Genomic DNA, 12,181 nt, shown 5'->3' with positions numbered 1-12,181 from the left:
TTTTACTCGGTTTTCTCGAACGGCATCATGCCACCAAACTAAGGGTAGCTGTCCGGCGACGACCGCACAACTGGCTCCGATGGGCTCGATCAGGCAGGCGATCCGGTTCCCGTCCCACGTCGCGTGCCGCTGTGGACCGGAGTGTCGGCGGCAATGGATAAGAAAGGGCGAACATCGATGGTTAACAACAGGTTGCGGCATGAAGCGGGGCCGTGCCGCGACGAATCGCCATCGATTCCATGTGTCATATGGGTAGCCATTTTGGCAAAGTCTTGCCAAATGCCGGAAAACGACCAAATGTCGCGGATTGCTTCAAACCGCTTCGCGCACAGTCAAACACTCCCCGAAAGCAGGACATGATGAACCCGAGACCGTCGATCGCCTTTGCAAAATTCGCCGCGCCCCAGACGGCGGCGAGCAGGAAGGGCACCGTCCTCGTGCTGTCGGCGGATGACGGCGGCTTGACCGAGGCGGCCAGGGCTTACGATCCCGGCAAGACGCTGGAGCGCGCTTTCCCGGTGGCCGAGTTCACCGGCAAGTTCGCCGGCGTCGTCGAAATTCTGGCGCCGGAGGGATCCTCGCTCGACAGGTTGGTCGCGATCGGCGCCGGCAAGGCGTCGGGGCTCGACGAATATGCCTGGCTGAAACTCGGCGGCACCATTGCGGCGTCGCTGCGCAAGGCAACCGATGTGGCCGTGGTGCTCGACCTGGCCGGCGCCTCGCCCGATGGCAAGGATGCCGCCAGCCTCGCGGCGGGCATTCTCCTGCGCAGCTATTCGTTCGACAAGTACAAGACCAGGAAGGACAAGGATGACGCAAAGGCCGATCCCAGGAAGCCAGCCAAGGTCACCATCCACACCGCCGACCCGGCAGGCGCCAAGAAGGCCTTCGCGGATGCCGAGGCGGTGATCGACGGCGTGCTTCTGGCGCGCGACCTGGTCAACGAGCCGGCAAACGTGCTGGGACCGGTCGAGTTCGCCGCCCGCGCCAAGGAACTCGAGGCACTCGGTGTCAAGGTCGAGATCCTGGCCGAGAAGGAGATGAAGAAGCTCGGCATGGGCTCGCTGCTCGGCGTCGCGCAAGGCTCGCCTCGCGGCGCCCGCATGGCCGTCATGCAGTGGAACGGCGGCAAGCCCAAGGACAGCCCTGTCGCCTTCGTCGGCAAGGGTGTCACCTTCGACACCGGCGGCAATTCGATCAAGCCCGCATCGGGCATGGAAGACATGAAGGGCGACATGGGCGGTGCCGCGGCGGTCACCGGCCTGATGCATGCGCTGGCCGCCCGCAAGGCGAAGGCCAATGTCGTCGGCATCATCGGCCTCGTGGAAAACGCCGTCGACGGCCATGCCCAGCGCCCCGGCGACATTGTCACGTCCATGTCGGGGCAGACCATCGAGGTGCTCAACACCGACGCGGAAGGGCGCCTCGTGCTGGCCGACGCGCTGTGGTACTGCAACGACCGCTTCCAGCCGAAATTCATGGTCAATCTGGCGACGCTGACCGGCGCCATCATGGTCGCGCTCGGCGTGCATTACGCCGGCCTGTTCTCCAACAATGACGAGTTGGCGCAAAGGCTGACGGCCGCGGGCCAGTCGACGCAGGAGCGGCTGTGGCGCATGCCGCTTGGCGCCGAATACGACAAGCTGATCGATTCCAAGAACGCCGACATGAAGAACATAGGCGGCCGCTACGGCGGCGCGATCATCGCCGCGCAGTTCCTGCAGCGCTTCGTCAAGGACACGCCCTGGGCGCATCTGGACATCGCCGGCACGGCGATGGGCTCGCCGTCGAACGAGATCAACCAGTCGTGGGGTTCGGGCTTCGGCGTGCGCCTGCTCGACCGGCTGGTGCGCGATCATTACGAGAGCTGACCTCGATCCATGGCCGAAGTGCTGTTCTACCATCTGACCGAATCGACGCTGGAGGATGCGCTGCCGGGTCTGCTCGAGCGCAGCGTCGATCGCGGCTGGCGCGCCGTGGTGCAGACCGGCACCGAGGAGCGGCGCGACGCGCTAGACCAGCACCTGTGGACCTTCCGGGACGATTCGTTCCTGGCGCACGCGACCGATCGCGAGGCCTATCCCGGCGAACAGCCTATCCTGTTGACCACCGGCGACGGCAATCCCAACGAAGCCAAAATAAGGTTCCTGGTCGATGGCGCGGCGCCGCCCGACCTCAGCGGTTACGAGCGTGCCGTGTTCCTGTTCGACGGCCATGACGCCGCCCAGGTCGATGCGGCCCGGGCGCATTGGAAGACGATGAAGGACGCGGGCCACGCCGTGACCTATTGGCAGCAGACGCCGGACCGGCGCTGGGAGCGCAAGGCTTAGCCCTGCGGCTTTTCGCGAATGGCGCTGCCTACTGCTTTGCTTTGATCCGGTTTTCTTTCCGGGTGACGTAGTCGCCGTGTTTCAATTTCAAGAACTCGTCCGCCAGGTTGCGATGCGAGCTCCTGAAGACATACCATTCTCCATCCGGAACCCGGCGCTGGTAGAGGATTCTGCCGGACTGGCGATGTTCGAAACAGGAAAGCGCGTTAGCGTCGCCTCCGGCGCCATGCCATTTTGCGCGAAAGCAAAGCTTGCCTCCCCCGGGAATGAACCAGATGCCGTCACCATAGCCCAGCTTGCCCTTGTCCGAAGTCCAGGCGCTGAACTGACGCCGCTGCACGGCAAAATACCCTGTGCCGTTTCGACCCCAGAGCCATGAACGGTTCTGGTACATTTGATAAATGCCTTCGTCAGGCACCGCCTCGGCCTTCTTGGCCAGGTCGGCGATTTGCACCGCTGTCTTGGCCATTGCCGGAAGCTGGAAAGCAAGAAATACGATTGAACAGGCAAACGCCGTTCCGATACAATTCCCCAGTACTCGTTTCACGACCCTACCCCAACCATTTTACGCCACGCCCACTTTTTACGCCTACACCCGGACCAGCAGCCTAGGAAACCTAGGGCAGGACATGCTGGGTAACCCTCCAATCAGGCAGCCCGTAGCCCCCCAGCCACGGCCACACTTCCTTCTGATTGAAGTAGACGACCGAGGTCAGGGCCGGAAATTCCGAGTAGGACTTGCGGGAATCGGTCTCCCATTGCGAAACGTATCCCTGCTTCCCGACATAGCCGAGCTCAGCCACCTCGATCGGCTTGTTGAAACCCGCGACGCGATCATAGCCGGGCTTCAATGTCTCGGCGAACGTCCGGTCACGACCGGTCTCGTCATTGTCCTTTTTCTGCAGACCGAACACCGACAAGCCTATGACGTCGACATAGTCGTCGCCGGGGTAATATTTTTCCAAACCCTCGTCGCCTTTGGGTGACCACATGTATTTGGCGGCAGGGGCGGCTTTGCGGCAGATATCGACCTCGCGCTTGTAAGCGGATATCCAGTCCTTGGGCGCCCAGTTGGCCCAGGTGAAGCGACCGTTCTTGTCCTCCATTTCCTGCGCCCAGCGAATGGTCACGGGGCTCTTCATGCCTCCCACGAGATCGCAGATTGCCTGCATGTTGGCGTCATATCTGCCGCTCAATATGCCGTCGCGCAGTTCGTTCGGGGTGATGCGCCAGTCCTTCGACCAGGTCCACGGCTCGATGGTGATCAAGAGCGACCGGCCTCGCTGAAGCGCATAGGCGTCGGCCAAGGGCAGGCTCGCCAGGTCGACGTCTTCCCAAGGCAAGAACAGTTCCTCGATGCTGGCGCTCTTGTCGGCGGTGAAGTCGCCGTAGGGATCATAGGATCCGAACGCTGAAGCCGCACTGTTGGTCTGGACGGGATCCGTCCCAGCCGTGGAGCCAGCGCTTCCGATGGTCGGGAATGTCATGCTCCCACCCAACGCCAGGGCAATTGCAAGTGCACTTGCCGTATAGTTTTTCATATTTGTTCTCCCATCGCCTCAACTTCCCGCGGAAATCAAAGCGTCGCCACTGCGCGTCGATGCGTGATCGACACGACTGCCCAAAACCGATCGGCTCAGTTGGGGGAATCTGTGGGATTTCGGAGCGATTGGTGGCGTGCGAACGTCGCACGGAACCCACCCAAAATTGTCTCTCGAGGCACCGACACAAAGGAGCTACAAGAGACTTCGCCGCGATACTCACAAATTCGCGTCAACATCCCGATATATATCATCCCTTGCTAAATTAAGGGCCGGTCGGGGCCAAGAGTCAAGTGCAATTAACGGTTGCTTAACCATGACATTCGCAACATGGTTAACGCTGCTCTTGGAGCGCTACGGTCTGGTGGGGGTCTGATCCCCCTTCGTGAATCCCCCAGCGAAAAAATTCCCTATTCGCCCGGTCAGAACTGGCCTGGTGACCAGCAAGCATGTGGAATTCGTCCTGCGATTCAACGCGTTAGGTTAACCAGTTCTCAAGAATAATAGTTAACGAGTTCTTAATTTAGTTGACTCTAAAGCAGCTCAAGCGGATTCTGTAGCCGGGTTTTGAGTTGTTGGCCGTCGGTCGGCTGACGTTCGAAGTGGCGGCGGTGCGTGTATGAGTGTTTCCGCGGACGTAGGAACCATCAGCGGTAGGACTAGGTCGAAACAAAGGCCTGGAGCGGCTCTGGCCAAGGCGGCAGGGAAGGCTCCTTTTCTCGTGCCCGTCCTGTCAGCTACCCATCAGCGGATTCTACGGTTCGGCTTAGCTTTCTGGTTCGTCACCCTCGGCTTTTTCTGGATCTGGTGGTTGAAGCCGGAGCATATCGAACATATCGGGCCATTCACCTTTGCAACACTCGTGCTGGCCTGGCTGACCTTGATGCCGATGTACTTCCTGCTCAATGTTCACGCGTCTAGGAAACCGTCCAAGCTTTACAGTATCCCGACGCGTTCGCGCGTCGCCATGGTGGTGACCAAGGCTCCGTCTGAACCCTTCTCCGTGGTGGCGCGCACGCTGCAAGCGATGCTTGTGCAGGATTATCCGCATGAGACCTGGCTGGCGGACGAGGACCCCTCGGAGGAGACGGTTCGATGGTGCGATGCCCACGGTGTACTGATCTCGACACGGCGCGGAAGGGAAGACTATCACCGCAAGACATGGCCGCGCCGCACCCGCTGCAAGGAAGGCAATCTGGCGTTCTTCTACGACCACTATGGTTATGAGCGTTATGATTTCGTCGCTCAGTTGGATGCCGATCATGTGCCGACGCCGACCTATCTCAGGGAAATCCTCTATCCCTTCGCCGATCCCGCAGTCGGCTATGTCTCGGCGCCCAGCATTTGCGACAACAATGCCGCCGAAAGCTGGTCTGCGCGTGGCCGGCTGTTTCCGGAAGGGATGTTCCATGGACCCTTGCAGTCCGGCCATACCGGCGGCGGGGCGCCGCTTTGCATCGGCTCGCACTATGCCGTGCGAACCAAGGCGCTGAAGGAGGCGGGCGGTCTTGGTCCGGAACTGGCAGAGGATCATTCCACCTCGATGCTGATCAACGCGGCCGGATGGCGCGGCGTGCACGCCTTGGATGCCATCGCGCATGGCGATGGGCCTCAGACTTTTGCCGATCTTATCACCCAGGAATTCCAATGGTCGCGGAGTCTGATGACGATCCTGCTCGAGTATTCGCCTGCATATTTGGCCAAGCTGTCGCCGCGGTTGAAGTTCCAGTTTCTTTTTTGCCAGCTCTGGTATCCTCTATTCGCCGTCTTTGCGTTGCTGATGTACGTCATGCCGATATATGCGCTGTTTACCGGGCGCAATTTCGCCAATGTCATGTATCTCGACTTCCTCTTCTACTACCTGCCGAATGCGGTCGCCCTGGTCGGCTTGGTAGTGATGCTGAAGGTTTTTGGCGTGTCGCGGCCGGTCACGGCCAAGACGATCAGTTGGGAAGGGACGCTGTTTCTGTTCTTCGCGCGCTGGCCCTGGGTGCTGGCCGGCACGCTATCGTCGCTGCGCGACTATCTGACCAAATCGTTCGTCGATTTCCGTGTCACGCCCAAGGGTAGCGGCCCCAAGCACCTTCTGCCAGTTCGTGCGTTCGCGCCCTACGTGATGCTGGCGATCGGTGCGGCGCTGCCGGTGTTGCTTGTGGAGCACCCCTTCGACGCCACCGGGTTCTACTGGTTCGCCGCGTTGAATGCCTTCCTCTATGGGCTTCTGGTGGCGGTCATCGTCGTGAGACATGTCATCGAGAACAAGGTTCCGCTGCGCGCCAATGCCGCGAGAGTCGCCTTGCAGGCGTCGCTCGCCATGCTGGCGCTCATCGTGCCGGCTATGAGTCTCTACGACCGTGGCATGGAGGGCGTCTACGGGCTGCAGCAAGGCGCGGTCGGCTTGCGCATCGTACGCATCGCCTATGTGGTTTCCGGTGCTGGCCAGGGCAATATCGGGACCCGAAAATTCTACTTTGATCCAGGTTGGGAAACCCGACGCTGACGCCCGGAGGCATCCGCGCAAAGAGCTGCGTTCGCCTTGGTTGACGGCCTCCATTGTCGGACGGCGAGCATCAGCCGCGGACGTAAAAATAAGATCAAATTTTAACAATATCCGATCGAGCGCCGGAAGGTGGCATTCACCACGCCGTTTGCGCGAATTTTAATAAGTATCCCCTAATATACGTTCATGATGTGAACGGCGATTGGCTGGTCACGCGGCGCGGAAGACACCAAAGAAAAATATCTCCGCGTCCAATCAACTTGCGTTTTTCGGCAGGGGATAGACGATGAACAAGTTCATGAGGGGTTTGGCTGTAAAAGGCAGAAAAAATGCCTGGTCTATAGCCGCCGTTGCATTGATGTCGATGGTCTCCGGTTGCCAGAGCATGGACGTGACCACGACCGGCTCGCTCGCCGGTAAGCTTGCCGCCGGTAAGCCTGCGGTGCATGCGCCGGCCAAGAAAATCCACTACGTCGGCAAGAAGCGGGTTGGCGTGTTCCATCGCAAGTCCCTCATGCAGACGAGCAGCGTGACGCGCACGACCGAGACGGCCTACGCCGTCTTCGTGCGGCCGCAGCGGGCCAGGATCGTCACGCCTGCGCCGATGAAGGTTTCCTATAGGCTGGGTGGTCCATTCCTCGGCCATTCGCCCTGGATCTGCGGCCCGAGCGGATTTGGCCAGCGCGCGGCTTGCCGCGCCCGTTAGCAAAAGTTCAGCGGGGGCTGGAATCCGGGTGCGGGGAGGGGGCGGAGCAAGCCATGCCAGCCACCCGTCGCGCCCGGATTTACACAGCGCTGATATCAATCGACGACTGCCTTCGAACCCTCTTTCGCCGCCCCTCTTTGGCTTGACGTCGAAGTCTCGAGCCAGCACGCGTTTACGCGGCCTGTGGCGCGCCTGCGGCCCGAAGCACCTGGCTATGGCGCGCCAGGTTGACATCGGCCTTCGCCCGACTGCTAATGCTCGCATGCCAAGGTACTGACAGCGCTGCCCGGAACCTGGCGATGCCTCGATGGGAAAGCGCTCCGTTGTGGCGCGTTCCCGGTCATGATCGGGTTGCTGCATCGGGTTGCTGCCGCGCTGGATCAAGATGTGAGACGACATGAGATCGCTGATTGTGCTGACGACTTCCACCGGATTGCCTCGGCCACGCACAAATAGAGATCGGGAACGCAGCTGGTCTGCCAGGTGCGCCAGGCTTGCGCCTCTGCTGGTCATTTGCGGCCAGTTGGCATTTTCGGGAGCCGCTCATGCGGCTAACGAGAAGACCTCTAAGCCTGAGGAAGCAACCGTCACCGTTCCGACAGCCTTTGAATTGCAGCTTCTCTACGCCGACCATACATGGATATGGAAAGACGGAGCGGCCTATTTCGGAAAGGCCGATCGACCCCTCCGGGCCTGGACGTCGGGGCAGGATTCAGCCTCCGTCGCCGAGGGCAAGTGGTTGGTCATGAACAACGGCAAGATGTGCATGGACCTCGCCTGGCGGTCCAAGAGCTATAAGGGCAAGCAGCAGCGCACCTGCTACAGCCATCGCATCAAGGGCGGGGCCATCGAGCAGCGCAAGGATCCCGATGGGGAATGGTATGGGTTCAAGCGAACCCCCGAGGATCCTTCCGACGAATACCGGAAATTCGAAGTTGGCGACACCAAGAGCGCACAGTTCGAAGAGACCCGCAAGCTGATTGATTCCAAGAATTAGGTCGCGTTCAGCCATCGAGCCGGTGGTGCCTTGAGCCTGTCAAGGAGCTTGCGAATCACCTATCGTAAGACTTCAGGACGGCCGGAGTCACCGGCGCGCCGATCTCCGATTAATTGCATTCAATTCTAAAGAAGAGCGAGACGCTGGCCTGCTGCACGGTCTGTTTAATAAGCGTCGTCTAATGTTTCTGCGTGATTGTAAGTGGCGAGTGGCTACTCATGCGGCGTGAAGCGACGAAAGCATGGAATGTCGTGCCCGCCGTCGGCTTTGATAGGAGGGGATACGTGATGGACCGTTCCGCAATGGGCGCATTTCGTCCAGGCAAATACAATTTGTGTGTTGTTGCGGCCGTGGCGATGGTTTCGGGTTGTCAGGATCTGGATGCGACCAAAACCGATGCGGTCTTCATCAAGCCTGTGGTCCACTCGGTTCGAGGGAATTCCGCGGTCAAGCCGGTCTACGCCATGTCCACGGTTCATTCGTTTAGAATTGATCCTCCGCTCCTGACGACGAGTGCGATACGGACGACGGAAAATGCCTACGCTTTTACATCACCGCCACAGATGAAAGTTCACACGCCAGGGCCTGTGAAGGTCTCTTTCAATCCGGGCGATGACGGTGCATTCCCAGGCAGTTCGCCTTACATCTGCAGCCCCAGCGGATTTGGCCAACTCGCAAGTTGCCATCCCCGCTATCTCTAATCTATCGGGCGATGGCGAACGCTGGCGCCTCGGCCGGTAGCGCCATGGGTTTCGTCTCCAGTCCGAAGAATGGCGCCGCCGTCCTGACAATGGTATCGATATCGGAAAGCTCGGGCACGAAGCCAAGATGCTCGCGTGCATTGCCCGGATCTGCATAGAGTTCCGCCGGATCACCGGGGCGCCGGGCCCTGAAGACGGCCGGAACCGGTCTTGACGTCACGCGGCTGACGGTCTGGACAATCTCCTTGATGGATACGCCTCGCCCGGTGCCGAGGTTCACCGCCAGGCTTTGCCCACCTCTCTCGAGATATTCGAGCGCTTTCAGATGAGCGCGGGCCAGATCGCTGACGTGGATATAGTCGCGCACGCACGTACCGTCCGACGTGTTGTAGTCGGTGCCGAAAACCTCGATCTCGTCGATGATGCCCGATGCGGCCATCAGTACCCTGGGAACCAGATGCGTTTCGGGTGAATGCCATTCGCCAAGTTCGCCGTCGGGATCGGCGCCGCAGGCGTTGAAATAGCGCAGGATCGCGAATTTCATTCCGTAGGCTGACGCATAGTCGCCAATGATCTGCTCACCCATCAGCTTGGTGCGCCCATAGGGGCTGATCGGATTTTGCGACGAACTCTCGCGAACGGGCAATGCTTCGGGCACGCCGTAGGTTGCACAGCTGCTGGAGAAGATGATGTTTTCGATTGAATTCGCGCGTGCGGCATTGAGCACGGCGATGGTGCCCATCACATTGGTCGAATAATAGTCGGCCGGCTCCTGAACGGACTCGCCGACATAGGCCAATGCCGCGAAATGGATGATGGCCGTCGGCCGGTGCGCGGCGATCGCCGCCTGCAGCGCATCGCGGTCCCGGATATCGCCGACGACAAGCGGACCCCAGAGGACGGATTTCTCGTTGCCCCGGCACAGATTGTCGAAAGCCACGGGCAGATAGCCGGCCGCGGCCAGCAGCTTGCAGGTGTGGCTGCCGATGAAGCCCGCCCCACCTGTCACCAGGATTGGCGGACGGCTCATGAAACGGCTGCTTCTTTCGTCAGCCGGCTTCCGTAGAGCAATGTGTCAAAATATTCGACGGTATGCGCCAGCCCCTGGCTCAGGCTGATCCGCGGCTGCCAGCCGAGATTGTCCCTGGCAAAGGAAATGTCCGGCCTGCGCTGCCGGGGGTCGTCGATAGGCAGTGGTCGATGCACGATCTTCGAACTGGAATTGGTATAGGCGACGACCAGCGTCGCCAGTTCCATGATGGTGAATTCGCCGGGGTTGCCGAGGTTGACCGGGTGGGCGGGCGCGCGCGGTGCGTTCATCAGCCGGACAAAGCCCTCGATCAGGTCGTCGGCATAGCAGAAGGAGCGTGTCTGCAGGCCGCTGCCGTAGACGGTAAGGTCTTCGCCGCGCAACGCCTGGACGATGAAGTTCGAGACGACGCGCCCGTCATCGGGCTGCATGCGCCGACCGTAGGTGTTGAAGATGCGGGCGACACGGACATCGAGGCCATATGTCCTCGAATAGTCGAAGAACAGCGTTTCGGCCGAGCGCTTGCCTTCATCGTAGCAGGAGCGCGGTCCGTGCGTGTTCACGTTGCCGAAATAGCCTTCTGGCTGGGGGTGCACGAGGGGGTCGCCATAGACCTCGGATGTCGAGGCCTGGAATATCTTGGCGTTGTTCCGACGCGCGAGCTCCAGCAGGTTCAGCGAACCGAGCACGCTTGTCTTGAAGGTATGGATTGGATCCGCCTGATAGTGCGGCGGCGAGGCGGGGCAGGCAAGGTTGTAGATCTCGTCGACCCGAAGATCCAAAGGCAGTGCATTGACGATGTCGTGCTCGATGCAGGTGAATTTGGGATCGCGCAGAAGAGCGTTGAGGTTGTGTTTCTTCCCGGTGTGGAAATTATCCAGTGCGACGACTTCATATCCGTCCTGCAAAAGACGTTCGCACAGATGCGAGCCCAGGAACCCCGCGCCTCCCGCGACCAGGGCGCGACTTCTATGGTTGGCACCGCGTTGATCGTTCCGGGAACCAAGTTTCAGAACCTTGATGACCTTGCTCATGCTTTCCTCTCACGCAACGCACACGCTACCACCCTGGCCAGGACAAAGCATCGCCCGCCCACGTCCTTAAGAACGAGACAAAACTTTCCGCGTCCGCGGAGCCGCCATCACTGATGTGCGCCTATTGTTCTCTGAGTTTGCAAGGCCGATGCCGCGACGGCTTATAGTCTGCCGCTCAGCACTCCATGCGCCCCGAAATCGCGATCACAGGCCTGATGCCATCATCGTCGATTGCTCGCCCAAATTGCACATCCCAACACACCAAAAATATACCTGTGGAGGCCGCAGTCAACTAAATTAGCAATTCCTTAATCATCTTCATTTTCGAATGGTTAATCATGACGCCGGTGTCGACTTCGGGTTTGCCGCAAGGGTGCCCAGATAGATCCCTTTGTGATTCAACGCATTGGCTCGATAGTCCGGAATTTTCGTCGGATGCGACAGGCCGTTTTCGAGACGCCATCAAGGCTTTGCAGAGGATTGCCCAGTGGGGCGGTTTGGGTGCAACCCAGGAAATGTACCTGCATGGAAACGGGTCGGGCAAATGTCAATCTTCAGAGCGTAGCGAGATTGCTGCGCGGACCCGCTCGAGCCGGTCGCGGATACCCGCGACGGGCGACGGCCTGTATTCAGCTTCGTCGCCCCCGGGGACATTGATGAACAGAAGGGCGCATCAACCGCTGGTCGATCAGGTCCCGGATCGGCCCCCGGAAGCAGTGTCCATTCGGTTTGAATATGCCAGGGCCGCCCATTTCCTTCCTGCCAGCGGCTATTGCCCGCCCATTTCCTTCTTGCCGGCGGCTATTGCTCGCCCATTTCCTTCCTGCCGGCGGCTATTGCCCGCCCATTTCCTTCTTGAACGTGTCGAAATCGATCTGCATGCCATTGAAGATGGTGCTCCAGTGGCGGGTCAGCGCGGACATCGCCACCGCTTCCTGGATCTCTTCTTCGGTGGCGCCGGCGCGCTTGGCGTCCTGCGTGTCCGACCATATGCAGTAGGTGCACGGAATCTGCGCCGCCACCGCCAGTGAGATCAGCGACTTGACCTTTGGCGGCAGCGCCGTCTTGTCGCTGAGCTCGATGGCCTTGACCTCGGCCCAGGCACCGGGCAGACCGGATTTCGGAAACTGCTTCACGAAGCTGGGCACGCCGCCCACGGTCGACTGGATGTCCTTGATTGTCGCATCATAGTCGTCGGCGTGCACGGGCGCCGTGGCGAGCGAGAGGATGCAGACCGAAGCGGCGAGCAGGGACGCACGGCGGATGGAAGAATGCACGGATGAAAGACTGCGATAGGCAGACATGGTTTTTCTCCTCTGGTCTTCGTTAGCCTTACGATGTA

Annotated in this window: 11 protein-coding genes; 6 read left to right on the top strand and 5 right to left on the bottom strand. The window is 60.0% G+C overall.

Features of this window, described 5'->3' with window-relative positions; translation table 11 throughout:
* Nucleotides 1-359: 359 nt before the first annotated feature.
* Together LB568_RS14340 and LB568_RS14335 are read left to right on the top strand one after the other, a co-directional pair.
* Nucleotides 360-1,871 (top strand): leucyl aminopeptidase, encoded by a 1,512-nt coding sequence (locus tag LB568_RS14340; protein WP_224730479.1) that lies wholly within the window; start codon nucleotides 360-362, stop codon nucleotides 1,869-1,871.
* A gap of 9 nt (nucleotides 1,872-1,880) precedes the next feature.
* On the top strand, nucleotides 1,881-2,330 hold the full coding sequence (locus LB568_RS14335; protein WP_224730478.1) for a DNA polymerase III subunit chi: 450 nt from the start codon (nucleotides 1,881-1,883) through the stop codon (nucleotides 2,328-2,330).
* 28 nt (nucleotides 2,331-2,358) lie between these two features.
* Here the strand turns inward: LB568_RS14335 and LB568_RS14330 are convergent, their stop codons facing one another.
* Together LB568_RS14330 and LB568_RS14325 are read right to left on the bottom strand one after the other, a co-directional pair.
* Nucleotides 2,359-2,877, bottom strand: a complete 519-nt coding sequence (locus LB568_RS14330) for a DUF995 domain-containing protein (protein ID WP_224730477.1) — start codon at nucleotides 2,875-2,877, stop codon at nucleotides 2,359-2,361.
* Between the two features lie 70 nt (nucleotides 2,878-2,947).
* Entirely contained in the window at nucleotides 2,948-3,871 is a 924-nt protein-coding gene (locus LB568_RS14325; RefSeq protein ID WP_412033908.1) for a glycoside hydrolase family 26 protein, read from the bottom strand.
* A 619-nt stretch (nucleotides 3,872-4,490) separates the two neighbouring features.
* Between LB568_RS14325 and LB568_RS14320 the strand changes: the two genes are divergently transcribed.
* The 4 genes from LB568_RS14320 (at nucleotide 4,491) to LB568_RS14305 (ending at nucleotide 8,775) form a co-directional block, all read left to right on the top strand.
* Nucleotides 4,491-6,371: a glycosyltransferase family 2 protein gene (locus LB568_RS14320; protein ID WP_224730476.1), complete on the top strand. Its 1,881-nt coding sequence runs from the start codon at nucleotides 4,491-4,493 to the stop codon at nucleotides 6,369-6,371.
* 385 nt (nucleotides 6,372-6,756) lie between these two features.
* Nucleotides 6,757-7,077 carry a hypothetical protein gene (locus tag LB568_RS14315; protein ID WP_224730475.1) on the top strand — a complete coding sequence of 107 codons (321 nt, stop codon included), beginning with the start codon at nucleotides 6,757-6,759 and terminating at the stop codon, nucleotides 7,075-7,077.
* Nucleotides 7,078-7,474: 397 nt separating this feature from the next.
* Nucleotides 7,475-8,074, top strand: a complete 600-nt coding sequence (locus tag LB568_RS14310) for a DUF995 domain-containing protein (protein ID WP_140571813.1) — start codon at nucleotides 7,475-7,477, stop codon at nucleotides 8,072-8,074.
* A 287-nt stretch (nucleotides 8,075-8,361) separates the two neighbouring features.
* Nucleotides 8,362-8,775: a hypothetical protein gene (locus tag LB568_RS14305; RefSeq protein WP_224730474.1), complete on the top strand. Its 414-nt coding sequence runs from the start codon at nucleotides 8,362-8,364 to the stop codon at nucleotides 8,773-8,775.
* Between the two features lies 1 nt (nucleotide 8,776).
* Here the strand turns inward: LB568_RS14305 and galE are convergent, their stop codons facing one another.
* The 3 genes from galE to LB568_RS14290 form a co-directional block, all read right to left on the bottom strand.
* Nucleotides 8,777-9,805, bottom strand: coding sequence for a UDP-glucose 4-epimerase GalE (gene galE, locus LB568_RS14300; RefSeq protein ID WP_224730473.1), 1,029 nt, complete (start codon nucleotides 9,803-9,805; stop codon nucleotides 8,777-8,779).
* Nucleotides 9,802-10,839 (bottom strand): UDP-glucuronic acid decarboxylase family protein, encoded by a 1,038-nt coding sequence (locus tag LB568_RS14295; RefSeq protein WP_224730472.1) that lies wholly within the window; start codon nucleotides 10,837-10,839, stop codon nucleotides 9,802-9,804. The genes galE and LB568_RS14295 overlap by 4 nt, the downstream gene beginning before the upstream one ends.
* An 833-nt stretch (nucleotides 10,840-11,672) precedes the next feature.
* Entirely contained in the window at nucleotides 11,673-12,143 is a 471-nt protein-coding gene (locus LB568_RS14290; protein WP_140571807.1) for a carboxymuconolactone decarboxylase family protein, read from the bottom strand.
* Nucleotides 12,144-12,181: the final 38 nt, after the last annotated feature.

It is taken from the genome of Mesorhizobium sp. B263B2A (genome assembly GCF_020165775.1).
GTDB classification, from domain to species: domain Bacteria; phylum Pseudomonadota; class Alphaproteobacteria; order Rhizobiales; family Rhizobiaceae; genus Mesorhizobium; species Mesorhizobium opportunistum.
Note: the sequence above shows the minus strand (reverse complement) of the source record. Positions and strands in the feature narration are given on the sequence as shown.